This window comes from Agrobacterium tumefaciens (assembly GCF_017726655.1).
GTDB classification, from domain to species: Bacteria; Pseudomonadota; Alphaproteobacteria; order Rhizobiales; family Rhizobiaceae; genus Agrobacterium; species Agrobacterium tumefaciens_B.
The window spans coordinates 1267464-1292911 of the sequence record NZ_CP072309.1 but is presented as its reverse complement, the minus strand read 5'-3'; the positions used below and the strand labels follow the sequence as shown (position 1 = coordinate 1292911).

22 protein-coding genes are annotated in these 25448 nt (G+C 60.2%); 8 read left to right on the top strand and 14 right to left on the bottom strand.

Going from position 1 to position 25448, the window contains the following annotated elements; translation table 11 throughout:
- The first annotated feature begins 7 nt into the window (after positions 1–7).
- From AT6N2_RS20195 to AT6N2_RS20180, 4 genes are all read left to right on the top strand, one after another.
- Complete coding sequence (locus AT6N2_RS20195; RefSeq protein WP_209091041.1) at positions 8–1066, top strand: ABC transporter ATP-binding protein; 1059 nt, start codon at positions 8–10, stop codon at positions 1064–1066.
- 20 nt (positions 1067–1086) lie between these two features.
- On the top strand, positions 1087–2046 hold the full coding sequence (locus AT6N2_RS20190) for a sugar kinase (protein WP_209091040.1): 960 nt from the start codon (positions 1087–1089) through the stop codon (positions 2044–2046).
- Positions 2047–2189: 143 nt separating this feature from the next.
- Positions 2190–3248, top strand: a complete 1059-nt coding sequence (locus AT6N2_RS20185) for a P1 family peptidase (RefSeq protein ID WP_209091039.1) — start codon at positions 2190–2192, stop codon at positions 3246–3248.
- Between the two features lie 19 nt (positions 3249–3267).
- A complete protein-coding gene (locus tag AT6N2_RS20180; RefSeq protein WP_144576732.1) occupies positions 3268–4134 on the top strand; it encodes a D-amino-acid transaminase in 867 nt (288 codons plus the stop codon).
- A gap of 7 nt (positions 4135–4141) precedes the next feature.
- Here AT6N2_RS20180 and AT6N2_RS20175 read toward each other — a convergent pair whose 3' ends face one another.
- From AT6N2_RS20175 to AT6N2_RS20145, 7 genes are all read right to left on the bottom strand, one after another.
- Positions 4142–5038 (bottom strand): LysR substrate-binding domain-containing protein, encoded by an 897-nt coding sequence (locus AT6N2_RS20175; RefSeq protein ID WP_209091037.1) that lies wholly within the window; start codon positions 5036–5038, stop codon positions 4142–4144.
- A 126-nt stretch (positions 5039–5164) separates the two neighbouring features.
- Positions 5165–6676, bottom strand: coding sequence for a serine hydrolase domain-containing protein (locus tag AT6N2_RS20170; RefSeq protein ID WP_209091035.1), 1512 nt, complete (start codon positions 6674–6676; stop codon positions 5165–5167).
- A gap of 227 nt (positions 6677–6903) precedes the next feature.
- Complete coding sequence (locus AT6N2_RS20165) at positions 6904–7644, bottom strand: ABC transporter ATP-binding protein (RefSeq protein WP_022556864.1); 741 nt, start codon at positions 7642–7644, stop codon at positions 6904–6906.
- On the bottom strand, positions 7641–8471 hold the full coding sequence (locus AT6N2_RS20160; protein WP_144576735.1) for an ABC transporter ATP-binding protein: 831 nt from the start codon (positions 8469–8471) through the stop codon (positions 7641–7643). The genes AT6N2_RS20165 and AT6N2_RS20160 overlap by 4 nt, the downstream gene beginning before the upstream one ends.
- A gap of 3 nt (positions 8472–8474) precedes the next feature.
- Positions 8475–9377 carry a nickel transporter permease gene (nikC, locus tag AT6N2_RS20155; RefSeq protein ID WP_004433196.1) on the bottom strand — a complete coding sequence of 301 codons (903 nt, stop codon included), beginning with the start codon at positions 9375–9377 and terminating at the stop codon, positions 8475–8477.
- Complete coding sequence (locus AT6N2_RS20150) at positions 9374–10387, bottom strand: ABC transporter permease (protein WP_209091934.1); 1014 nt, start codon at positions 10385–10387, stop codon at positions 9374–9376. The genes nikC and AT6N2_RS20150 overlap by 4 nt, the downstream gene beginning before the upstream one ends.
- Positions 10388–10389: 2 nt before the next feature.
- Positions 10390–11985, bottom strand: a complete 1596-nt coding sequence (locus tag AT6N2_RS20145) for an ABC transporter substrate-binding protein (RefSeq protein WP_209091033.1) — start codon at positions 11983–11985, stop codon at positions 10390–10392.
- A 232-nt stretch (positions 11986–12217) separates the two neighbouring features.
- On the opposite strand from AT6N2_RS20145, the gene AT6N2_RS20140 reads away from it, so the two are divergent.
- Positions 12218–13258, top strand: coding sequence for a dipeptidase (locus AT6N2_RS20140; protein WP_209091031.1), 1041 nt, complete (start codon positions 12218–12220; stop codon positions 13256–13258).
- Positions 13259–13313: 55 nt separating this feature from the next.
- Here AT6N2_RS20140 and AT6N2_RS20135 read toward each other — a convergent pair whose 3' ends face one another.
- Positions 13314–13607 carry a hypothetical protein gene (locus AT6N2_RS20135; protein ID WP_063950295.1) on the bottom strand — a complete coding sequence of 98 codons (294 nt, stop codon included), beginning with the start codon at positions 13605–13607 and terminating at the stop codon, positions 13314–13316.
- A 277-nt stretch (positions 13608–13884) separates the two neighbouring features.
- Here AT6N2_RS20135 and mprF point away from each other — a divergent pair, with 277 nt between their 5' ends.
- The 3 genes from mprF (at position 13885) to AT6N2_RS20120 (ending at position 19340) form a co-directional block, all read left to right on the top strand.
- Positions 13885–16485 carry a bifunctional lysylphosphatidylglycerol flippase/synthetase MprF gene (gene mprF / locus AT6N2_RS20130; RefSeq protein ID WP_209091029.1) on the top strand — a complete coding sequence of 867 codons (2601 nt, stop codon included), beginning with the start codon at positions 13885–13887 and terminating at the stop codon, positions 16483–16485.
- The gene (gene acvB, locus AT6N2_RS20125) at positions 16482–17852 is read left to right on the top strand and encodes a virulence factor family protein (protein ID WP_209091028.1); all 1371 of its coding nucleotides are present in this window, start codon (positions 16482–16484) and stop codon (positions 17850–17852) included. Before mprF ends, acvB begins: the two co-directional genes overlap by 4 nt.
- A gap of 159 nt (positions 17853–18011) precedes the next feature.
- A complete protein-coding gene (locus AT6N2_RS20120; RefSeq protein ID WP_209091026.1) occupies positions 18012–19340 on the top strand; it encodes a telomere resolvase in 1329 nt (442 codons plus the stop codon).
- A gap of 46 nt (positions 19341–19386) precedes the next feature.
- On the opposite strand, the gene AT6N2_RS20115 is transcribed toward AT6N2_RS20120, so the two are convergent.
- The 6 genes from AT6N2_RS20115 to graA all read right to left on the bottom strand — a co-directional run bounded on the left by AT6N2_RS20115 (position 19387) and on the right by graA (position 25446).
- The gene (locus tag AT6N2_RS20115; RefSeq protein WP_209091024.1) at positions 19387–20673 is read right to left on the bottom strand and encodes an MFS transporter; all 1287 of its coding nucleotides are present in this window, start codon (positions 20671–20673) and stop codon (positions 19387–19389) included.
- Positions 20674–20893: 220 nt separating this feature from the next.
- Positions 20894–21232, bottom strand: coding sequence for a YciI family protein (locus AT6N2_RS20110; RefSeq protein ID WP_209091022.1), 339 nt, complete (start codon positions 21230–21232; stop codon positions 20894–20896).
- The gene (graB, locus tag AT6N2_RS20105; protein WP_209091020.1) at positions 21225–22115 is read right to left on the bottom strand and encodes a hydroxyquinol 1,2-dioxygenase; all 891 of its coding nucleotides are present in this window, start codon (positions 22113–22115) and stop codon (positions 21225–21227) included. The genes AT6N2_RS20110 and graB overlap by 8 nt, the downstream gene beginning before the upstream one ends.
- Positions 22116–22127: 12 nt before the next feature.
- Positions 22128–23183: a maleylacetate reductase gene (locus AT6N2_RS20100; RefSeq protein WP_209091018.1), complete on the bottom strand. Its 1056-nt coding sequence runs from the start codon at positions 23181–23183 to the stop codon at positions 22128–22130.
- A 3-nt stretch (positions 23184–23186) separates the two neighbouring features.
- Positions 23187–24170 carry a gamma-resorcylate decarboxylase gene (tsdA, locus tag AT6N2_RS20095; protein ID WP_209091016.1) on the bottom strand — a complete coding sequence of 328 codons (984 nt, stop codon included), beginning with the start codon at positions 24168–24170 and terminating at the stop codon, positions 23187–23189.
- Positions 24171–24216: 46 nt separating this feature from the next.
- Complete coding sequence (graA, locus tag AT6N2_RS20090; RefSeq protein WP_209091014.1) at positions 24217–25446, bottom strand: FADH(2)-dependent resorcinol hydroxylase oxygenase component; 1230 nt, start codon at positions 25444–25446, stop codon at positions 24217–24219.
- Between the last annotated feature and the right edge of the window lie 2 nt (positions 25447–25448).

Sequence of the window (25448 nt, the reverse complement as noted above, 5' to 3'; positions counted from 1 at the left end):
CCTGCACATGGCACCGGTCAATATTCAAAATGTCCAGAAGCGCTTCGGCGCGGTCAACGTCATCCACGGGATCGATATCGACATCAAGGACGGAGAATTCGTCGTCCTCGTCGGCCCTTCCGGCTGCGGCAAATCCACCCTGCTGCGCATGATTGCTGGACTCGAAGAGCTGAGCGATGGCGAAATCCACATCGGGCCACGCGAGGTCAGCCACCTGCCCGCCCGCGACCGCGACATCGCCATGGTCTTCCAGAACTACGCGCTTTATCCGCACATGACGGTCAAGGACAATATGGGCTTTGCGCTGAAACTAAAGAAGGTGAGCGCGGAGGAAACCAAGGCCAAGGTGGACCGGGCGGCCGCCATTCTGGGGCTGGAAAACCTGCTCGACCGTTATCCGCGCCAGCTTTCCGGCGGTCAGCGCCAGCGTGTCGCCATGGGCCGCGCGCTGGTGCGCGACCCGCAGGTCTTCCTGTTCGACGAGCCGCTTTCCAACCTAGACGCCAAGCTGCGCGTGCAGATGCGCGGCGAGATCAAGGCCATGCATCAGCGCATCGGCACGACAACCATTTACGTCACCCACGATCAGGTGGAAGCCATGACCATGGCCGACAAGATCGTGGTGCTGCATGATGGTGTGATCGAACAGATCGGCGCGCCGCTCGAACTCTACGACAATCCCGCCAACCTCTTCGTTGCCGGTTTCATCGGCTCGCCCGCCATGAACTTCATTCGCGGCCGGGTGGAGGAAGGTGTGTTCCGCACGGCGAAGGGCCTCAGCTTGCCGCTGCCCGCCCATGCCGATATCGGCAAACTGGGCGGCCGCGATCTCGTCTACGGCGTGCGCCCGGAACATATCCGCGCCGCTGAGAGTGGCATCGAAGGCCGGGTCGAACTGGTCGAAGGCACCGGCTCGGAAATCTATGCCAAGCTGAATTGCAAGGGTGACGAGATCGCCTGCCTGTTCCGCGAACGCCTCAATGTCCGCTTCGGCGATACGATCCACATTGCCATCGATCCGGCAACGGTGCATCTGTTCGACAGGGACAGCGGCAAGCGCATCTGAACACGGCAGGAGTGAGTAGCATGGTAGACAGTCAGGGCGGCAAGCATGTGCTCTGCGTGGGTGCCGCCGTGTTGGACACGCTGTTCCGTGTGCATGACATGCCGAGGGGCGAAGGCAAGGTCCTGCCCTATGAGATGCTGCAGATCGCCGAGGGTATGGCTTCCAGTGCTGCCTATGCCGTGCATCGCATGGGCGGGCGCGCCAGCCTCTGGGGCGCTGTTGGTGACGACGAAACCGGAAGCCGTATCCTGCGCGATCTCAGCGAAAGCGGCATCAACACGAGCGGCATGACGGTCGCGGCCGGCGCACGCTCGGCCCTGTCAACGATCATCATCGATAACAGGGGAGAACGGCTGATCGTGCCGTTCTACGATCAGCGGCTGCACGAGAAAAAACGCTCCTGTACGCCGGCAGACATTTCTCCGTTCGACGCCGTTCTGGTGGATGTGCGCTGGCCGGAACTGGCGCTGAATGTCCTCACCGTGGCGCGCACGCTTGGCAAACCCGCCATTCTGGATGGCGACGTTGCACCCGTCGAAATCCTTGAGAAGCTTGCGCCAGCCGCGAGCCACATCGTCTTTTCCGAACCCGCCGCCGCCCGGCTGAGCGGGCTTGAAACGGTGAAGGACATGCTGCCGGTGCTGCATGCCCGCTATCCGCAGACCTTCCTCGCCGTCACCGCCGGTCCGCAAGGCTGCTGGTGGACGGAAGCCGGTGATCCCACGGTGCATTTCCAGTCAACGATGCAGGTCGAAGCAGTGGACACGCTGGCGGCGGGCGATATTTTCCACGGCACGTTTGCACTTGCGATGGCTGAGCGCATGGAAAGCCGCGCCGCCATCCGCCGCTCCTCCGTTGCTGCCGCGCTCAAATGCACAGTCTTTGGTGGCCGGGCCGGCGCACCGACGCGCGAAGAGACGGAAGACGCGATGCGGCAATGGCTAGAGCGTGAAGGCGAACCCGCGCTACGCGCCTCCTGAGGGCATCCAATGCCCGCATGAAACTATTCCATTTTTGCGATGCCGTTTCCCGGCGAACTAGGCTAACGTCAAGTCAGAGCAAAGCTTTTTGCAAGCCGCGCTCGTTTTACATTTAGCCTGCATTCCGCAAAAGTGATCACCCGATGCATCAGACGACCCGCCCGAGACTGCGCGATATCGGTTTCCGGCCCGGCCATTTCGAAACCGGCCCGCTCAACGCCATCACCGATGTCGCGGGCGTAGCCGTTGGCCATTCGACCGTCATCGAAGGAGACAAGATACGCACCGGCGCAACCGCGATCCTGCCGCATGGCGGCAATCTGTTTCAGGACAAGGTGCCCGCCGCCTTCGCCGTCTATAACGGCTTCGGCAAGTTTGCCGGCTCGACCCAGATCGAGGAACTCGGCGAACTCGAAACACCCATCATCCTCACCAATACGCTGGCGACAGGCCGGGCCATCGAAGCGATCAACCACCATACACTGACGCAGCCGGGCAATGAGAAAATCGTCTCTATCAACGCCGTCGTCGGCGAGACCAACGATTCCCGCCTGAACGACATCCGCGCCGGCCGCCCGACCATTGAAGAAATTTCGGCCGCGCTAAAAAACGCCACTACAGGCCCAGTCGCCGAGGGCAGCATTGGCGCCGGAACCGGTACGGTCGCCTTCGGCATGAAGGGCGGTATCGGCACCGCGTCGCGCTGCATCACCATTTCCGGTCAGACCTATACCATCGGCATTCTCGTACAGTCCAATTATGGCGGGCATCTGCTGGTCTGCGGCAAGCCTTATGTGAACCCTGATCATAAGGACAAGGACGGCTCGATCGTCATCATTGTTGCAACCGACGCGCCGCTTTCCTCCCGCAATCTGAAGCGCCTCGCGGCCAGAAGCTTCGGCGGACTGGCACGCACGGGTGCCGCGCTCAGCAATGGCTCCGGCGATTATGCGCTGGCATTTTCCACCGATGAGTGGCTTTGCCGCACGCCGGCGCGCCGCAAGGCCGTGACGGACTATCCTGAGCTTTCCAACGATGCGGTCTCGCCGCTTTTCGAAGCTGCGATAGAGGCAACGGAGGAAGCGATCCTCAATTCGCTCTGCACAGCGACCACGACCATGGGCTTCAATGCCGGCACCGGCAAGGTGTCCACGGTCGAGGCCATTTCCATCGTCGCCCTTAAAACCCTTCTTTCAGCCTGACCTTCCAGACGGAGTTTCCATGACCAGCCCATCCGGCCGCATCGTTTACGTCAACGGCGAATTTCTGCCCGAAGCGGACGCCCGCCTTTCCATCTTCGACCGCGGTTTTCTGTTCGGCGACGGTATTTACGAAGTCACCTCGGTTCTGGAAGGCAAGCTGATCGACAGCGATCTGCATATGGCCCGGCTGGAACGCAGCGCCCGCGAAATCGACGTGGCCCTGCCGGTCACGACGAAGGACATCGTTGAGGCCGAACGCCGCCTAATCGCCGACAACAATCTCGTTGAAGGCATGATCTATCTGCAGCTGACGCGTGGCGCCGAGGACCGCAACTTCCTGTTCTCCGCCGATCTGAAGCCGACGCTCGTCATGTTCACCCAGGCCAAAAAGCTGCTTGGCACCCCCGTCGAGGAGGCCGGCGTCTCCGTAAAGTCGGTTCCCGACCAGCGCTGGGCACGCCGCGACATCAAGAGCGTCTGCCTGCTGCCGCAGGTCATGGCGAAGCGTATCGCCAAGGCCGAAGGCTGTGACGAGGCGTGGATGATCGAGGACGGGTTCGTGACCGAAGGCGCCTCCTCCACCGCTTACATCGTCACTGCAGACAAGAAGATCATCACCCGCGGTAACAGCAACAAGACTCTGCCCGGCTGCACACGCCTTGCTGCTCTGCAACTGGCCAAGGAGGCCGGCTTCACGCTGGAAGAACGCCCCTTCACGCTGGAGGAAGCCATGAACGCCGATGAGGCCTGCCTAACGAGCGCGTCCAACTTCGTGGTTTCTGTCACGAAGATCGACGGCAAGCCGGTAGGTAACGGCAAGCCCGGCCCGATGGTAAGCCGCCTGCGCGAACTCTATCTCGAAAACGCCCGCCGCACGGCGATTTAAGCAGGTATCAACCTTCGAGAACCGCCCAGATGCGCTCGACAACGGGCCGGCGGTTCTCTCTCGAACGGTAGAGCCTGATATCGACGGAAATGTCGAAACTCGGATCGGCGGCGCGCACCAGCGCGCCGCTATCCATCTCCTGCCGCATCAGGCTTTCCGGCACCCAGGCCACACCCCAGCCGGCCATCGCCATGGCTTTCAGCCCCACCGACATACTGCCCTCATGCACCCGCTCGAATTTGGGCAGCCGCGCGCTCAGGAGATCGCGCAACAAAGGCCCGAAGAACGACGCTTTTTCATAATCCAGATAGGCGAAGGGTTTTTTTGCATCTTGCTGAAGCGCGTGCAGCGGTGAACCGTCTTTTGCGGGCGCTGAAACAGGAATGATCTTTTCCGCACCGAGCACCCGAAACTCGAAAAGCTGCGCATCGAGCAGCATCGGCACTTCGTGATGGGCATAAGTCAGCAGGAAATCGCTCTGCCCGTCCACCAGCGAGTTGAGGTTTTCCTCCATGCTGCCGGAGTCGGGCCGCAGCACGGAAAACAGCGGCCCCGCCTTTTCGTTCACCCGTTTCAACCAGCCGGGAAAGAAGGTGAAAGACAATGTATGCAGCGCCGTCAGCCGCACCGTCCTAGCATCCGCCCCCTCCTCCTGAAGAAGCGTCCGCCGCGCATGGTAGAGCTGTTTCAGCGTCTCCTGCGCTACCGGCACGAACTTCACGCCCGCCTCGGTCAGCCGCGATGGATAGGACGCGCGGTCGACGAGCGTCGCACCCACCCAGGCTTCCAGCTGCTTGATGCGCCGGCTGAAGGCGGACTGCGTGACATGCCGTTCATCGGCGGCCTTCGAGAAATTGAGCGTTCCGGCCAGCGCCAGGAAATCCTCGAGCCATTTGACTTCCACGGCTCATACTCCCAACAAAAAATCTTTCCGGTTATTCAGAAGCGTCTTTATTAGGTGCAATGAGGCGTGAAAGAAACCCTCTTGTAAAGCGCAGACCTGCGACCAAATCGCAGGTCTGCGGACGACCTATCGGCTACGATAATATTCGATCATCCGCGCCCGGCTGGAGACGAGTTCGATCCGGTCGTTGCTGAGACGGTTGAGGCAGACGCGCTTCGTCCACGGCCCATCGATGAGCGTGAACAGAAAGCGGCCATTGCCGAGCGCCTTCAACGGCATGCTGCGACGCGTCGGGCCGATGCCCATCGTCAGCGACGGACCGCTGATGATAAATTCCGCGCCCTCATCCGAACGCCATGTTCCCGAAAGATCATTCGGCACCGTATGCTCTCCGACAGGCAGGAAACGACGGGCGGCGTGACCGGCCTCGCCGACAATGGCATCGCCATCTAACCTGAGACGCATCGGAGAAGATGCGGAGCGGGAAGAAACCCAGCCATCGACATCTTCATAGAGCGTGTCGTCGCCATCGATGAAGGTGGAGGTGCTGCCCTTGATCTCAAGCCACCACGGACCGCTTTCGGTCACATAAAGGCCTTCCGGCAGGCTGGCGGCCGGCTTGGGCAAAGGCAGACCGGTCAAAGCCACCATGCTTTCCAGCGCGATCTTGAAACCGTTGGTATCCTCGCGGTTCGAGACCACCACGAATCCCGTGCCATTTTCAGGGTCGAGCAGGAAGTAAGTCTTGTAGCCGGGATGCGAACCGCCGTGGCCGACAAACCGGCGGTCGCCCAAATGCGACCAGCGCAGACCGAGGCCATATTCGCTCATCCGCACGTCAGCGAGCGGCCGCTCAGCCGAAAGCCCGTCGAGAACACCCGCGAAGCTGCCCTCGCCCCGCATCAGCCCCTGAAGCCAGCGGGTGAGTGCTTCGGCACTGCCCGCAAGGCTGCCGGATGCGGAGATATGCAGGCCGGCGGCGGAAAGCTGCCAGTTCTCTTCAGACTTCCAGTAACCCGGGACAAGTCTGTCAACCGGATCGTTCCAGACGTCAGGCGCTTTCAGAAACACACCAAAGGGACCGGCAATCTGCTGCTGCACGAAATCGTCAAAACGGAGACCCCGGCGCTCGAGGGCCGCTTCCACCAGACGGTAACCCGTATTTGAATAGGACACCTCGCTGCCGGCAGGGAAATTCAACCGGGTGAGCCGCGACAGATAATCGAGCAGCGGTCCGGCCTTCGTTTCGGTATAGACGGAAAGGCCAAGCAGTGACAGGCATTCGCGTGTATCCGGCAGTCCGCCGCTCATATCCAGCGCCTGCCCGACCGTCACCTCGCGGAGCGGCGATTGCAGCTCCGGCAGATGTTTGCCGAGTGGGTCATCGAGGCCGATCAGATCGGAATACGCAAGCACCATGGCGCAGAAGGCATGTTTGGTGACCGAGGCATACCGCACCACGCTCTGCGGCGTAAAAGATGCGAAGGTCGAGAGGCTCTCGACACCGCCGGCATGAGCGAAACGGATGCCATCGAGATCAAAACCGATGACCGCCCCGCCCGGCTCATTGTCCGCCCATTGTGAGACGAAGCTTTGCGAAAGGGTTGAAGCGGCATTCCAGTCGAATTGCTGTGGCATGGTTCGGTCTCGTGGTTTGTCGTCTTTGCAGAATGCCTCGACGCTGCGGCTCGTTTCTTCTCCCCGCCGGGGAGAAGGTGGCCCGAAGGGTCGGATGAGGGGGCAACGCGAGCGATAGACCCCACCCTTGCCCCCTCATCCCGCTGCCGCGGACTTCTCCCCCTCGGGGAGAAGAAGCGGGCGGCACCCGCTCGATCCATGTGTAATTTAGGCCGGGTGACCAGCCCTCAGGCCGGCTCTTCCAGCCGGATGCTCAGGCTGCGCAGCTCTTCCGTATGCGGATGTTTCGTCCGTCCCTCGCGCAGATCACCCGCGCTCAACTGTTCCACCATCTCGCCATTCAACATCACGCCCACCTGCGGGCAAAGATGCGCAATGACAGCAAGATTGTGGCTGACAAGAATATAGGTGAGATTGCGCGCCGCACGCAGGTCCTGCAACAGGTTCAGAATTTCCGCCTGCACCGAGACATCCAGCGCCGACGTCGGCTCGTCGAGCAGCAGCACCTGCGGATCGGCGATCAGCGCACGAGCAATCGCCACGCGCTGGCGCTGGCCACCGGAAAGCTGATGCGGGAAACGGAAACGGACCGCCTGCGGCAGCGCCACGTCGGACAAAGCCTGCTGGATGCGTTTTTCGATGTTGTCCATGCCGTGCACCAACGGCAATTCGCTGAGAATACGGTCGATGGTCTGGCGCGGATGCAGTGAGCCATAGGGGTCCTGAAACACCATCTGCACCTGCCGGAAGAATTCCGGCGTACGACGCAGAGGGGCATCCTTGCCGGCAAAGGCGATGCGCCCTTCCCAGCTTTCGTTGAGGCCCGCCATGGCGCGCAGGATGGTGGATTTGCCCGAGCCGCTTTCGCCGACGATGCCGAAGCTGCCGCCCTTCTCCACCGAAAAGGACACGCCCTTCACCACTTCGCGGTCACCGAACTTGATACGGAGGTTTTCGACGTCGATCATTGGCTGGACCACGCTGCATCACGGTTGAGAACGGGAAGACGCTCGCGCGGGTGCGTCAGCGAGGGAATGCAGTTCAGAAGTCCCTTTGTATAGGGATGTTCGGCTTTCAGCAGTTCGGAAGCCTTCAGCTCCTCCATCACCCGGCCGGAATACATGACGGCGACGCGGTCGCAGAAATGCGAAACGAGCGGCAGGTCGTGGCTGATGAGGATGAGGCCCATGCCACGCTCCGACACCAGCTCCTCGATCAGCCGCAGGATTTCCGCCTGCACCGTGGCGTCAAGTGCGCTGGTCGGCTCGTCGGCGATCAGCAATTCCGGATCGGGGGCGAGCATCATGGCGATCATGACGCGCTGGCCCATGCCGCCGGAAACCTCATGCGCGTAGGATGAAGCCACCTGACGCGGATTGCGGATTTTCACCTGATCGAGCAGGGCGATGGCCGCTTCCATGGCGGCACGCTTGCTGCCGCCCTTGTGGGTGCGCCAGGCTTCAGCCACCTGCGCGCCGATGGTCTTTACCGGGTTCAGCGAATATTTCGGGTCCTGCAGGATGAAGCCCGCCCGCTTGCCGCGGATCTGGCGCATCTGCCTTTCGCTGGCGGACAACACGTCGATGCCGTCGAATGCGAGCTTGTCGGCGCGGATATCGGCATTGGAGGGCAGAAGCTTCATCAGCGCACGCGCCGTCAGGCTCTTGCCCGAACCGGACTCGCCGACGATGCCAAGCTTCTCAGTGCCGAGCTTCATGGAAACACCACGCACCGCCTCGAAACGGCTGGTGCGGGTCTGGAAAGCGATCTTCAGATTTTCGATTTCGACCAGCATGGCTCAATGTCCCTTCGGGTCGAGAACGTCGCGCAGGCCATCGCCGAGGAAGTTGAAGGCGAGCGAAACGAGGAAGATGGCGATGCCGGGAATGGTGGCGACCCACCATTGTTCGAAGATGAAGCGCTTGGCCGTCGCAATCATCGCACCCCATTCCGGCGAAGGCGGCTGTGCGCCCATGCCGAGGAAGCCGAGGCTGGCGGCGGTGATGATGATCGAGCTCATGTCGAGCGTGATGCGCACGATAAGGCTCGGCACGCAGAGCGGCGCGATATGCCGGGCGATGATGCGCCAGGCGGAAGCGCCGGTCAGCCGGTAGGCCGCCACGAAGTCGCTGCCGCGCACCGTCATGGTCTCGGCGCGGGCAAGACGCGCATAGGGTGGCCATGCAGTGAGCGCGATGGCGAGAATGGCGCTTTCAACGCCGGGCTTCAGCGCCGCAACAAAGGCCAGCGCGAGGATGAGGCGCGGAAAGGCCAGGAACACATCCGTTACCCGCATCAGCACCGTATCGACAATGCCGCCGAAATAACCGGCGATGCAGCCGATGGCGAGGCCAATGGGTGCCACGAGAACGACGACGGCAATGACCATGCCGAGTGTGACGCGGCCGCCATAGAGAATGCGCGAGAGAATGTCGCGGCCCAGCTCATCCGTGCCGAACCAGTGTTCGGCGCTCGGGAATGCCAGGCGATTGCCGAGATTCTGCGTCGCCGGGTCGTAGGGCGCAAGCAGCGGCGCCAGCAGCGACAGCGCAATGAAGAGGACGATGATGGTCAGACCGATCACCGCCAGCGGATTGGACTTGAGGTTGAGCCAGATGCGATATCGGTTGCCCCAGGCAGCCTGTGTTCGCGAATGCGGCGTTTCATCCAGCGCCCAGTTTCTGAAATTAGCTAACATCATCGAACGCGAGGATCCATAACTCTGTAAAGCACGTCTGCAAGCAGGTTGAGGGCGACATAGATGAAGCCGATCAACAGGGTTGCGCCGACGACGGGGTTCATGTCCGCGTTCATGAGCGAGACGGTGAGATATTGGCCAAGGCCCGGCCAGCTGAAGACGGTTTCCGTCACCACCGCACCTTCGAGAAGGCCGGCATAGGTGAGCGCGAGAACCGTGACGAGCTGCACGGCGACCGTCGGGAAGGCGTGTCCCCAGATCACGGTCATAGCCGAAAGCCCCTTGGCGCGGGCGGTGATGACATATTCACCCTTCAGCGCGTCGATCATAAAGGCGCGCGTCATGCGGGTAATATAGGCCATGCTGAAATAGGCGAGAATACAGACAGGCTGCACCATATGGGCGATGGCATCGTAAAAGGCGTCCCAGTCGCCCGCAAGCAGCGTATCGACCGTCATCAGGCCGGTCACCTGCGTGATCATGCCGTCATAGATGATGTCCTGCCTGCCGGGTCCGGGTGCAACGCCAAGCGTGGCGTAAAAGACCAGCAGCGAAATCAGCGCCAGCATGAAGACGGGCACGGAGTGGCCGGCAAGGCAGACGACGCGGACGACCTGATCGGTGAGCTTGCCCTGCCTCACGGCGGCCCAGACACCAAGCGGAATGCCAATCAGTGCAGCGAGGATAAGCGCTGCGGTGGCAAGCTCGAATGTGGCGGGGAAAACGCGCTTGATATCGATCCAGACCGGATTGCGGGTCAGGATCGAATTGCCGAAATCGCCATGCAGAACCTGCCAGACATAATGGAAGAACTGCACGACCAGCGGCTGGTCGAGACCCATTTCGGCCCGGACCCGCACGATGACGTCTTCAGGCGCATTATCGCCAACCGCCGCGATGACGGGATCGACCGGCATGACGCGCCCGATCATGAAGGTGATGATCATCAAACCGAACAGCGTCAGGAGGACGCTGCTCAGTATCGACGATATGCTTTTAACGCGCTTGTTCAATGTCACGCTTTCTTCGCATCGTGGTAGGAATTGCCCTCGGAGAGAACGCCGAGTTCGAAGCCGGACACGCCCTTGCGGAAGGCGGCCGTCTTCGTGGTCTGGAACATGAACACGAAGGGGCTGTTTTCCATGTGCTCGCGCTGCAGGGCTTCATAAAGCTCCACGCGCTTTGCAGGATCCTTCTCGTCACGCGCGGCTTCCGCCTTGGCGGCAAAGTCGTCGTTCTTGAAGCGCGAACGCCACAGGAAGGGCTTCGACTTGGCGTCGTCGCCATTGTCCTTGTTGATGTTGAAAACATCGGCGTTGGAATGCGGATCGAAATAATCCGTGCCCCATGCGGAGAGCGCCATCTGGTGTTCGCGGGCGCGCATCTTGGTCAGGACCTGGCGGTTTTCGGCCGACTGCAGGCGCACCTTGATGCCGATATCGGCAAGGTTTGCCTGGATGGCCTGCGCCAGATCCGGATAAGGCTGGGCGGAATAGTGGTCCATGCTGATTTCGAAACCATCGGCAAGGCCGGCTTCGGCCATCAGCGCCTTGGCCTTCTCGACATCGCGCTGGAACGGAATGTCGTTAACGGCGCCGGGGAAGCCCTTCGGCTCGAAGCTCTGGTGGATTTCGTGCGTCAGCGGCACGATGTTTTCCTGCATGCCCTTATAGTCCAGCGCCCACTTGATCGCCTGCCACACCTGCGGCTTCGCAAGGTTCTCATTGCCCTGGTTGAGCGAAATCAAGACCAGCGAGGCAATGGACTTACGCTCCAGCTCGATGTTGGCGTCGTCCTTGACGGTGCGCAGCTGCTCCGACGTCAGGTCGCGGGCGATGTCGATATCGCCCTTCTGCAGCATCAGAAGCTGGGAAGACGGATCGGTAACGTGACGCAGGATGACGCGCTTGATATTGCCCTTGTAGGGCCCATTCGGGTTGACCGTCAGAGCGACGCTTTCGCTCGGCTTCCAGGCCTGAAGCATGAAATCGCCCGAACCCGCGCTGTTCTTCTGCAGCCAGCCATTGCCAAGGTCTTCACCGGAAGCATTGGCAAGAACGGCCTTCTTTTCGACGATCGCGCCGATATTGGCGGAAAGGCAATAAAGCAGGAAGGAGATGGCGGTCGGCTTTGCCGTCGTCAGCTTTACCGTCTTGTCGTCGGCGGCAACAATGGTCGTTTCGGCGTTTTCAGGCGTGAAGCCGAACTGGCCGATGATGAAGGCCGGGCTCTTGTTCATCTTGATGGCGCGCTGCAGCGAGAACGCAACGTCTTCCGCCGTCACTTTCGCACCGCTCGCGAAGGTCGCATCGTCACCGATCACGAAGGTAAAGACCTTGCTGTCGGCATCGGCTTCCCAGGATTTTGCTATAACCGGATCGACCTTGGTGGAATCCTCACGGTTGGCGCGCACCAGCTTTTGATACATGTTGGAGATGATTTCACCGCCGACAGCCTCGAAACCTTCATGCGGGTCAAGGCTCGTCATATTGTCCAGCTGCTGGGCAACGACCAGAATGTCCTTCGGGGTCGCGGCAAATGCCGGAATGCGCGCATAGGACAGGAACGGAACGGCAGCGCCGGCAATCAACAGGTTGCGTCTTGAAATCATCGAAAATCCCCTTTCGGACCTTATTTTTCGGAAAATGGTGGGTTTGCCCCAATCCAGTCGTTTTTTTTATGTTTCCCGCGATTACCATGAGCCAACGAGGCCCGACCAATTCCAAATTTGGCAGAGCCTATGCACGGATTGCATTTGCTCCCGGCTTGACCTTTCCTCTACCAATTCTGAAAACTCTCCCGCAGGCGCGTCCGCGCAACCCCGTTTCCGAAGGTGAATGACCATGACCGATCTAAAAACCGTACCCGTCTTCGACGGTCACAACGATGTACTTCTGCGGTTATGGAAATCGGGCAACGCCTCCCCCGAAACGCTTCTGATCGAAGGCGACACCGTCGGCCATATCGATCTGCCTCGTGCCAAAAAAGGTGGCCTCGCCGGCGGCCTCTGCGCCATGTACGTGCCGTCGCCCAACATGGAAAAGGATGCCAATGGTGATTTCCCGACACCGGCCGAAGCCGACGCGCTGAAAGCGACGCTTGCCATGGCGGCGCTGCTGTTCCGCGCCGAGAAACAATCCAATGGTGCGCTGAAAGTCTGCCGCACGGCGGCCGATATCCGCAGCGCCATGGCCAAAGGCGCCTTCGCCTCCGTTTTTCACATCGAGGGCGCGGAAGCGATCGGCGCCGATCTGGATGCGCTGCACGTTCTGCATGAGGCGGGCCTGCGCACGCTCGGGCCGGTCTGGAGCCGCCCGAACATCTTCGCTTATGGCGTTCCCTTCCGCTTCCCCTCGACACCGGATATCGGCCCCGGCCTCACCGATGCAGGCAAGCGGCTGGTGAAGACCTGTAACGAGCTGAAGATCATGGTCGATCTGTCACACATGAACGAACAGGGTTTCTGGGATATCGCCAAGATATCAGACGCACCGCTGGTGGCATCGCACTCCAACGCTTACGCAATCTGCAACCACAGCCGTAACTTGACGGATCGTCAGCTGGACGCCATCCGCGATACGGGTGGCCTCGCTGGTATCAACTTTGGTGTCTTGTTCCTGCGCCAGGACGGCGTGAAGAACCCGGATACCGATCTCAACGAACTCGTCCGCCATGTGGACTATATCGTCAACCGGATCGGAATAGACCACGTCGCGCTCGGTTCGGATTTTGATGGCACCACTATTCCCGCCGCCATGAAGGATGCGGGCGACCTGCCGTTGCTGGTTGAAGCCCTGCGCAAGGGTGGTTATGACGATGAGGCACTGGCCAAAATCTGCCACGGCAACTGGATTCGCGTATTGGAAAGAACCTGGGGCGCTTAACGCTTCCAGTTTTGCACTCCGGCGCTATGCGCCGGAGGTCTAGAGCGGCGAGGTCTCAGACCTTGGCCGCTTTTTTCTTGCCCGTGGCACGAAACGCGAAAAGTCCGGCAATAAGACCGATCAGAGCCCATTTCATCGGCAGTACGTCTGCTGTCTCGCTGCGGATCGGCCGCACCGTCACGGTACCCGGACGCGATTCATAGCCCGTCTGACCTTTCGCCTGCGCCTCGGCAATCTGTTGTGGCGAAACCACCCACTCGGCCCCACGCATCTTGTCGAACGTCATGTAACCGCCTCCTGCCACGAGGGCGACGACGAGCGCAATCGCTATTCTAGTCGGCATGTTCATATGCATCTCCTTCCATCGAAAGGAGCGTGTAGTTGCATTAAATGCCACCACCAAGCAACCGCCGCGTTTAATTTATTGATGTTTTAGCAGGCGAGGATACTTCCACATTTTCAAGTTGCATTCCGGCTGTTAAATTTGTCAAAATCTGGCGACAACCTGCACAAACTTCACATCGACACGTCACGCAATTCTGCTAAGCAAATTTCCTCAACCGAAACGAATTAGCGACACAATCCTGTGGTTCGCCAACCAACGGGATTGGCGCTGGAAAAAGTAGATGGCAGACAAGAGCGAAGTTATAGAGACGGATATTACAGAATCCCCGGTTGAAAGCTTTTTCGCCAGAAACCGGCCCTATCTGACGGCCATCGCCATAACGCTCATCTTTGTGATGATGACGTTTGCGATTTACCGTCTCACATCGGAAGTACGATATGACGATGTCATCGCTGCTCTTCTTGGCACGTCGTTTTCCGCCGTCCTGCTGGCAATCGTCTTTACCGCACTAAGCTTCGTCGCACTGATCTTCTACGATGCGAATGCCATCGAATATGTCGGCAAGAAAGTCCGTTTTCCATCGATGGCGGTCACGGCCTTCGCGGCCTATGCCATCGGCAATACGGCCGGCTTCGGTCCGCTGAGCGGCGGCGCCATCCGCTTTCGCGCCTATTCCCGACTCGGTCTTTCGCCGGGTGATATCGCCCGTGTCATCGCTTTCGTCACGCTTTCTTTCGGCCTCGGGCTGCTCTCGGTCAGCGCGATCTCCACCTTCATCGTCGCGCCGCGCATCGCCTCGATTATCAACGTCGATCCGGCCGTTCTGCGTGGCGTTTCGCTCGCGATCATCGCCGTGCTCGTGACCACGGCCTATATCGGACGCAACGGCAAGGTCATCAAGCTCGGAAAGTGGCGGCTGCGCCTGCCCGATAGCCGCACCTCGTCACAGCAATTTCTTGTCTCCGCGTTTGACATCGCCGCTTCAGCCTCCGTGCTCTATGTGCTTTTGCCGGAAACCCATCTCGGCTGGCCGACCTTCTTCGCCATTTACGCCACTGCCGTCGGTCTCGGCGTTCTCAGCCATGTGCCCGCAGGCCTCGGTGTTTTCGAAACCGTCATGGTGGCGGGGCTCGGCAATGCCATCAGCGTCGATCAGCTGCTCGGAAGCCTCGTTCTTTACCGCGTGATTTACCATGTGCTGCCGCTGGTGGTCGCGATTCTGGTCATGATCGTTTCCGAGACGAAACAGTTCGCGGCCAAACCCGTTGTGTCGGATATCAGCCAGCTTGCCGTCAGGCTCGCTCCACCGCTGCTTTCCACCTTCGCCCTCATTCTCGGCACCATGCTGATCTTTTCGAGCGTGACGCCGACGCCGGACAGCAATCTCGATTTCCTCTCGAATTTCGTGCCATTGCCCATCATCGAAGGCGCACACTTCCTGACGAGCATTCTCGGCCTCGGCCTCGTCGTCGCCTCCCGCGGCCTCGGGCAGAGACTGGACGGCGCGTGGTGGATCGCACTGGTTGCGGCCTCCCTCGCCCTTATCCTCTCGATACTTAAGGCCATCGCTGTCTTTGAAGCGATCTTCCTCGGCCTCTTCATCGTGGCACTCGCCTTCAACATGCGTAGCTTCAACCGTCACGCCTCGCTGGTAAAACAGGCGCTCGGTCCAAGCTGGATCGCCGCGATGATGGTGATCATTGCGGGCGCGGCAACCATTCTGCTTTTCGTGTACCGCGATACGGATTACAGCCACACGCTGTGGTGGGAATTCGAGTTTTCGGAAGAAGCGCCGCGCGGCTTGCGCGCCCTTCTCGGCCTCGTCCTTGCCTCCTCGACCATCGCCATTTTTAGCCTCATGCGCCCGGTCCGTTTCCGCCCGGATGCCGTCGAGGCGGACGATATTGCCAAGGCGACGGAGATCGTCATGACGCAGGACGCCGCGGACGCCAATCTGGTGCGCATGGGCGACAAGCATGTGATGTTTTCGGAGACCGGCAATGCCTTCATCATGTACGGCATTCAGGGCCGCTCGTGGATCGCCTTTGCCGATCCTGTCGGTGACGAGGAGGATTTCCCCGATCTCGTCTGGCAATTCGTGGAATCTGCCCGCGGAGCCGGCGCCCGTGCGGCCTTCTATCAAATATCGCCTTCGCTTCTGTCCCATTGTGCCGATGCGGGCCTGCGCGCCTTCAAGCTTGGGGAGCTCGCCCTTGTCGATCTCACCACGTTCGAGCTTAAAGGCGGCAAGCTCGCGACACTTCGCCAGTCTCTGAGCCGTGGCGCACGCGACGGGTTGAGCTTCGAATTGATCGAAAAGGCCGATGTTCCGACCGTTCTCGATGATCTGAAGCAGGTGTCGGACGGCTGGCTTGAGCATCACAATACCCGCGAGAAACGCTTCTCGCTCGGTGCTTTCGAACCCGCCTACATTCTTTCGCAGCCGGTCGCGGTCTTGCGCAAGGACGGCAAGATCACCGCTTTCGCCAATCTCATGGTGACGGACACCAAAAAGGAAGCGACCATCGATCTCATGCGGTTTGCGCCCGACGCGCCGCGCGGCGCGATGGACTTCCTGTTCGTCAGCATCATGCAGCATCTCAAGGAAACGGGCTACCAGAGCTTCAACCTCGGCATGGCGCCGATGTCCGGCATGTCGAAGCGTGATGCCGCACCCGTCTGGGACCGTATCGGCAGCACGCTGTTCGAACACGGCGAACGTTTCTACAACTTCAAGGGACTTCGCGCCTTCAAGGCAAAGTTCCACCCGAAATGGGAACCGCGTTACCTTGCCGTGCAGAATGGCGCAGACGCCGCTCTGGCGCTGATGGATGCGACGGTTCTGATTAGCGGCGGCGTCAGAGGAGTGATCGGCAAATGATGAAACGCAACCTGATAGGGGCATTCATTGCCGCCTCGACGTTACTCTCCTCGTCGGCCGCCTTTTCCCAGGATAAGCCGGCTTACGAAACGGGCATGATCCCGGCCGACCACATGATGGTGCCCGATGGGGATATTCAGGCCAGCATCTTCCTGATCTCCGATGCCAATGGCTGGACGGATGCCGACGAGACCCGCGCCAAGGCGCTCGTCGAAAAAGGCGCCGCCGTCGTCGGTATCGACTTCAAGGAATATCTTAAGGCGCTGGAGGCCGATGATGACGAGTGCATCTACATGATCTCGGACATCGAATCGCTGTCGCAGCAGATCCAGCGTACCGCCGGCACAGGCAGTTATCGCCAGCCGATCGTCACGGGCATCGGCAAGGGCGGCACGCTTGCGCTCGCCATGATCGCGCAAAGCCCGGTTTCCACCGTCCGCGAGGCGGTGGCGGTGGACCCGAAGGCGGGCCTGCCCCTGGAAAAAATTCTCTGCACCCCGGCAACCAAGGACAAGGTGGATGGTGAAACCGTCTATGGCCTCACAGATGGTCCGCTTCCGGCACCGGTCAGCGTCATCTTCACCCCTGACGCCGACCAGAAAGGGCGCGACCACGTCAACGCGCTTGTAAAACTGCATTCCGACATCGACGTCACAGACGTTACCGACAAAGCGGACGAGGTGCTGACCCAGACCCTTTCCGACAAGGTCGATGCGGCCGGAGACAGCGACAACCCGCTCGGGCTTCCAATCACCGTTCTGGAAGCGAAACCTGTGATGGATACCATGGCCGTGATCTATTCGGGCGATGGCGGCTGGCGCGACCTGGACGAGGAAGTCGGCAGCGCCCTTCAGAAACAAGGCGTGCCGGTCATCGGCGTCGATGCTCTCAGGTATTTCTGGAAGGAGAAAGAACCGAAGGAAGTGGCGAGTGACCTCGCCCGCATTATTGAGACCTATCGCAAGGAATGGAAAGTTCGCAATGTCGTGCTGATCGGTTACTCCTTCGGCGCCGACATCATTCCCGCCACCTACAACCTCCTGCCCGACCGGGTGAAATCTTCCGTTGCCCAGCTTTCGCTGCTCGGCCTTTCCAACGAAGTGGATTTCGAAATCTCCGTTCAGGGATGGCTGGGCGTGGCTGGCGAAGGCAAAGGCGGCAAGACCGTCGATGACATCGCCAAGATCGATCCCAAGCTGGTGCAATGCGTTTATGGCACCGAGGAAGAGGATGAAGACCCGTGCCCCGGCCTCAAGGCAAAGGGTGTCGAAACCATCGGCATCGAAGGCGGGCACCATTTCGACGAGGATTACGAGGCGCTTGCCAAACGCATCGTCACCTCGCTGAAAACCAGGCTGGCGAAATAATCCGCTAGTTCCCGCTGGCAGTGAAGCTTGCGGAATCGATCAAACTATTATTCAAAAGAAACCGGCCTGCGGCGAATGTTCATCACATTCCCGCAACCGTTCTGTCGTTGATCGCCAACCATGGATTTACATTTCCGGACCGGTTCAGGGAGCCGCCCCATGCTCGCCGCAAAACGAAAAACAAAAACCCCGGTCCTCGTGGAACGCATCGATCAATTCGTCTGCCAGGTCAAAAAGGCGATGAAAAGTGACGACGCTTCGCGAAACAGGAAAATCCGCGATCTCTGGGATGCCGAAGTCCGCTATCATTTCGACAATGGTCGCACGGAAAAGACACTCGAACTTTACATCATGAAATATCGCAATGCGCTGAAGGCCGAGTTCGGCCCGAAGAGCACCCCGCTTGCCATCTGCAACATGAAGAAGCTGCGGGAGCGGTTGAACACCTACATCGCCCGCGGCGATTACCCAAAGACCGGCGTGGCGACATCGATTGTCGAAAAAATCGAGCGGGCGGAATTCAACACTGCCGGCCGCAAACCCACTGTTCTCCTTCGCATCGCCGATTTCATTGCCGCGATGAATGGCATGGGCGCGAAGCAGGACATGCAGGCCTTGTGGGACGCCGAAATCGCGATGATGAAGGGCCGAGCGCAAACGACGATCATTTCCTACATCACCAAATATAGGAACGCGATCCGCGAAGCCTTCGGCGACGACCATCCGATGCTCAAGATCGCCACCGGTGATGCCGCGATGTATGACGAGGCACGCCGGGTCAAGATGGAGAAGATCGCCAGAAAACACGGCGCGCTGATCACCTTCGAGAACTACGAGCAGGTTCTAAAGATTTGCGCCGATAAACTCCTGTCGGCCGATCCCCTGATGATCGGCATCGGCCTGATCGGCATGACAGGGCGCCGCCCGTATGAGGTCTTCACTCAGGCGGAATTTTCACCTGCCCCCTATGGCAAGGGTGTTTCGAAATGGAGCATTCTCTTCAACGGTCAGGCGAAGACGAAGCAAGGCGAGGGGACGAAATTCGGGGTGACGTACGAAATTCCGGTGCTTGCCCGATCGGAAACCATTCTGGCAGCGTATAAGCGCCTGCGTGAAAGCGGGCAGGGAAAATTGTGGTATGGCATGTCGATCGACGATTTTTCGTCAGAAACACGCCTGCTGCTGCGCGACACGGTTTTTAACCTCTTCGAGGATATCTGGCCAAAGGAAGAGCTTCCCAAGCCCTATGGTCTCAGACACCTCTATGCGGAAGTCGCCTATCACAATTTCGCGCCGCCGCACGTCACCAAGAACAGCTATTTCGCCGCTATCCTCGGCCATAACAATAACGACCTCGAGACCTCGCTGTCCTATATGACCTACACGCTGCCGGAAGATCGCGACGACGCGTTGGCACGCTTGAAACGGACCAATGAGCGGACATTACAGCAGATGGCGACGATCGCGCCGGTGTCCCGTCGGGGATGAGCGGCCAGCCGCGGATTTTCAGTCCCGCGGCCAGCAGTTCTATTCGTCAAGCCTGCGCGTCGCCGGACGTGCGGTAAAGCAGGGTCAAAACGGTGAGCATCAACCCGACGAGCGCGACCGAGCCGAAAATGTAGAAATTCCACTCCGGCGCCAGCCCCCTTTGCAACACCAGCCCGCCGATCATCGGTCCGGCAATCCCGCCAAGCCGCCCGACCGCCAGCGAGAAGCCGAGACCCGTGCCGCGAATATGGACAGGATAAAGCCGCCCGACCAGGACATTGGCCAGTATCTGGGTTCCGATGGTGCCGGCACCCGCAAGGGCGACGAGGGCATAAAGAAGCGGACCCTTGTTGACAGTCAGGGCGAAGATCGATGCAGCGCCGATGGCAAACAGGATCGCCACCACCACCTTGACGTTGCCCTTGTCTGCAAAACGTCCGCCAATAAGGATGCCGATTGCGGCACCGACATTGAGCATGACGGCGAAGCTGAGCGCCGAGCTGATGTCATAACCCATCTTGTTCATGATGGTGGGCAGCCAGTTGACCATGCCGAAGGTGAGCAGCAGCGAGCAGAAGTGAATCCCCCATGCATTCAGCGTCGAGGCCAGTCTGCCTTCCGAGAACAACGAAACGACGCCACCCTTCTGCATTTTTGCGTGCGGCACGATGCGTTGCAGACCATAACTGTCGCAGATGCCGTCAGCCTCCGCCTGCCGGCCTTTACTCGCCAGCCACTCCGGCGATTCCGGCAGGAACCGCATGAAGATCGGCAGCAGGATCAGCGGCAGGCCGCCGATCAGCATCAACGGTCGCCAGCCATAACTTTCCAGAAGCAGCATGCCCATGACGCCGGAAATGATGCCGCCGATAAGGTAACCCAGGAAGGACAGGGAATTGGCCTGCGCCCTGCGCTGCGGCGGTGAAAATTCCAGCACCAGCGCGGTCACCGTCGGTAACAATGCGCCGAGGCCAAGACCAGCGAAGAATCGGGTGATTTCGAAGGCCAAAAAATTCGGCGTCATGGCCGAGGCAATCATCATCGCCGAAAAACCGGCGAGGCTGAGAAGCACCACCTTCCGCCGGCCGATGCGATCGGCCATGGTGCCGGCAAACAGTGCGCCGAGCAGCATGCCGACCAGCGTCAGGGCGGCCGCGCGCCCGACCATGGCCGGGTTAAGCGCCCAGGCGCCTTCTTTCAGCAGCGCCGGTGCGACCGCGCCATAAACGACCAGATCGTAGCCGTCGAACATGATCATGAGGCCGCATGTCGCGATGACGCCGGCCGGGTTCTTCGTCCGCACGGAAGCGGCGCTCAGATAATTCGCGGACATATTCCTCCCTTTCACGCATGAACGCGCCATCCGGTACGGATTAGCGTCTCCCCGTCCCTGCATTATCCTGCTTGAGTGCCCGGCAGGCTCCACCCTGATATGTGCCCTGCTCCTGTCAAGCCACACGTCGCCGATATCACTCACTGTCGATTAAATGTTGCATTTGCAAAAATTGCAAATGAAATATTGATAAATGCCGGTCGCCTGGCGACGGCTGAAATCAGCGGGATTCCAGCCCGGAAATCGTTGACAGCGTCGGCGTCCAGTTCAAAATGCGAATGCGATTATAGACCCCGTGAACAACGAAGGGATCGGCGTCGCTGAAGGCGATAACGTCCTCGAGAGAATGCGCCTCGGCGATGACGAGCGCCGCGGGCGGACCACCGTCACCAGCGCTCATCGGCCCGGACGCCAGGATACGAAACCCTTCTGGCTTCCCTTCACCATTGCGCAAATGGGCCTTGTGCGCCTCCATCTGCGCCGCCCGCTGCTCAGCGGCGCCGGCATCGCTTTCGGCAAAGCGCACGTAAAGCTTCGGTAGATTGCTCCGTTCACTCATGGGCAAGCACGAAATCGTGGTTCACGGACCAGAACCAGTCACCGACAAAACCCAACTCCCGTGCCTTCTCCCGATCCTCGACCCGCTCGAAATTCGCCAGCAGGCTTTCCTTCACGCCAAATACCGCATCGGAGCGAATGTAAGGATCGTCCGGATCGAAAATATGGGTGACGAGCGTCGTGAAGCTCTCGGCCGAAACGATGTAGTGCAGATGCGCCGGGCGGTACGGATGCCGCCCCATCGCCCGCAACAGCCGCCCCACCGGGCCGTCATCCGGTATCGGGTAATATTTGGGTTTCGTCGCCCGGAACCAGTATCGCCCGTCTTCGCCGGTAACAAAGACGCCGCGCAGGTTGAAATCGGGCTGGATACCCTTTTGCTGCACGTCATAAAAGCCCTCGTCATTGGCCTGCCAGACATCGATGCGCGCGCCCGCGACCGGCGCGCCTTCGGTATCGAGAATGCGGCCGGCGACGACCATATCCTCGCCCTTACCGTCAAGACAGATATTGGCACCCATCGGCATTTCCGGCGCATCGGCCACATGGAAGGGACCAAGAACGGTGGATTCGGATGCGCCGCTCGGCTTGCGGTGGTTGATGGCATCGACCAGCATGGAAACACCGAGAATATCGGAAAACAGGATCCATTCCTGCCGCCACTCGTTACAGATCTGGCCCACTTCGGTAAGGAAATGAATGGCCTTCATCCACTCCTCCTCGGTCGGCTCGATTTCCTTCACCGCCTCATGCAGCTTGCGGGTCACGACCGCCATGATCTCCTTGAGCCGCGGATCGTCACAATCGCGCATGCGGGCAATCACGGTTTCCGCGGAGCGTTCCTCGACGAAATAGCCGTCGTCGCTGGTCATCTTCATATCCATAATTTCCTCCCATCAGTCCGGCCGCGAGCCCTCGAAGGCGCGCTGCAGCAGGTCCCGGATCGCGTTTTTTTCAATCGCCCGCGGGCACCAGTAAGGATTGGCCGTCGCAAGCTCGGCCATGGGGTCGAGATCGTCAGCCCCAACGCCAAGGGCCGCCAGGCTTGAAGGCGCGCCGAGCCGCGCGGCAAAATCGTAAAGCCCCGGTCCGGCCCGGCCGCCAACCAGTGCAGCCAATGGCGCGAGCAGATCCGGCGCGGCTTCCTCCACATAGGCGATGGTATGTGGCAGAAGCACCGCATGCGTTTCCGCGTGCGGCAGATCGAGACTACCGCCGAGCGTGTGGCAAAGCTTGTGATGCAACGACATGCCGACCGCACCCAGCACCGTGCCGCAAAGCCAAGCGCCATAAAGTGCCGTCTCGCGCGCGTCGATATCGTGCGGCGCTTCCCGAATGACCGGAAGCGCATCGATCATTGCCCGCAGCCCGTCCACCGCCATCAGGCTGGCAATGGGGTTACGATCCCGAGCATAAAGCGCTTCCGCCGCATGTGCCATGGCGTTGAGACCACTCGTCATGCTGATCGAGACCGGCAATCCAAGTGTGAGTTCAGCATCATAGATCACCACTTCCGGCAGGATTTCCGGCCCGCGTATAGTGGTTTTCACGCCGTTTTCCGTCTGGCCAAGAATGGGCGTCACCTCGGAACCGGCATAGGTGGTCGGGATCACGATCTGCGCCGCTTTCGTTCGTAGCGCAACGGCCTTGCCGAGACCGGTGGTGGAACCGCCTCCCAACGCCACAACGCAATCCGCACCCGCAGCGCGATAGGCATCGACCGCATCCCTCGTCACCGCGACCGGCGTATGCATGGTCGCATTGGAAAAGACCCCAGCAGCAAATGGGCCGAGACGGGCGGAAAGCGCCTCGGCGTCTCCTTTTTGCTGTGGTGTGGAAAGCACCAACGCTCGCGTGAGGCCGAGACGGCTGATCTCCTGCACCACATCCGCCAGGCTGCCCGCCCCGAAAACGATGCGGGCAGGTGCGGCCGTGTAGACGAACGGCTCCATGGCTCAGGCCGCGTCGAGCTTGAACAGGCGGCGCGCATTGGTACGACCGATCTTCACTCGATCCGCCTCCGCGATACTCGTCGCGTGGAACCAGTCGGAGGCATGGTCGATATTCTCGAAGGGCCAATCGGTGGAGAACAGAATGCGATCGGCACCGATTTCCAGAATGGCATCGATCAGCGTCTGGGTACGGAAATTGCCCGATGTGGTAATGTGGAAATTTTCGTTGAAGTAATCCACGAAACGGCGCTTAGCCGGGTAACGCGGCGGCAGCTTCACCCAGGCATTCCGATGGTCGATACGCCACATCATGTAGGGCAGGCCCTCGCCCATATGGCCGAGAATGATGTTGAGACGCGGATGTTCATCGAACAGGCCTGATGCCATGAGGCGGAGCGCATGGACAGCCGTTTCCTGTGCAAAGGCCCAGGTGGGGCCGAGCAGCCAGGGATGGCCGTCATAGATGCGTGAATCCTGCGGCAGCGGGTTGCGCGGATGCAGGTAGAAAGGCACGTCGAGCTTCTCGACCTCGCCCCAGAAGGGACGATATTGCGGCAGGTCGTAATAAAGCGGGGTCTGGCCATCCCCCTCCTGGCTGAAACCGTTGACGAGCGCGCCGACGAAACCAAGATCGTTGACGCAGCGCTGCAATTCCTGCGTCGCCGCATCGGGGTCCTGCAAAGGCAGGGCGGCGAAGGCGAGGAAGCGATCTGGCCGCTTGGCGCATTCTTCCGCAAGCACGTCATTGGCGCGACGTGCGATCTCGATCGCCTTGTTCTTGTCGGGAATGGCCTGCACCGCCGGGGCATTCAGCGACAGGATCATGGTCTCGATGCCATGCGCATCCATCAGCTTCAGGCGCGTATCCTGAATGTCGAGCAGGCGGTGCTGTAGTTCCTTCCAGTAGTCGCCGGGGACGAAACCGGCCGAATCCTGAAGTGTTTCCGGGATTGCGAAATGCTCCTCGAGAGCGACCTTGCCTTGCATGTAGTTTCCTCCGAATTGCGCTGTTGGTTTGCCGCCTGAATGGCGGTCAATATTGGCCCTTGGGTTCGAGGCCGAGCATGCTCTGGCCGATCATGGTGCCGACGGCATCCCAGTTCATGCTGATGTGGCGGCCAACCGCATTGGCATCCCGCCAGGCGCGCTGCACCGGGTTCGCCAGATCGAGCCCGACGCCGCCGGTGGAGTCATTCAGCGCCTGTACCGCACGCAACGAGAGAGACACAGCAAAGGACTGGCCACGGCGGCTCAGAAGGCGATCGTCCACGGTAAACTCCGAGCGACCCTCGATGCGGGACTGTGCCAGCGCCTGAGCGCGCGAGACGTCGCGCAGCAAGATTTCGCAGGCTGCGTCAACACTCGCCGCCGCTTCCGCGACGCGCAGCTGGATGGTCGGGAATTCGGCCATGCGGTTATTGCCGCCCGCCACCGCGCCGCGCGTAACCCGGCCACCGACATGATCGACATAGGCGGCAAGCGCCCCCTTGGCCGCGCCGACGCCGGCCGCCGCGAGACAGGAGGGGATGCCGGTCAGAAGCGGCATGTTGAACAGGCCCTCATGCGCATAATAGCGCCCACCCGGCGTGTGCCCGCTGGTTGCGTCCGGAAAGGTGAGAACCCGGTGTTCGGGTACAAAGACGTCATCGAGAACCAGCGTCTTGGAACCGGTGCCGGCCAGCCCAACCACATGCCAGGTGTCTTCAATGACATATTCGCTGGCGGGAACGAGCAGAAAGGCGGGAACCGGCTTTCCTTCACCCTTCGGCGGCAGAATGGCGGCGCAGAGAGACCATTGTGCGTTTTCGCAGCCGGAGGCGAAGGCCCATTTGCCGCTGAGGCGATAGCCGCCATCGGCAGCCTCCGCCATCTTCACCGGCGCATAGGAACCGCACAGCAGAGCATCGGGATTTTCACCCCAGACATCAGCCTGCGCCTGTTCCGGAAACATCGCCAGCAGCCATTGATGGGCGGACAGCAGGCCGGCGACCCAGCCTGTCGATGCACAGGCCGCCGAAAGCTCTATATTGGCCTCCACCAACTCGGCAAAATCGCCACCCTTGCCGTTAAAGGCGCGGGGCTTGACGACATCGAAATAACCGATGCCACGCAGCGCCTCTATATGGCTCGCAGGCACGCGCCGCGCCTCCTCCGTCTGTCTCGCGCTGGAGCGGAAAAGATCGGCTATGCCGACAACGCGGCTGGCGAGGCGGACATGCGGGTTCGTTTGCACCGGCTGCGGCGCATGGCTCATATCGTTCATGA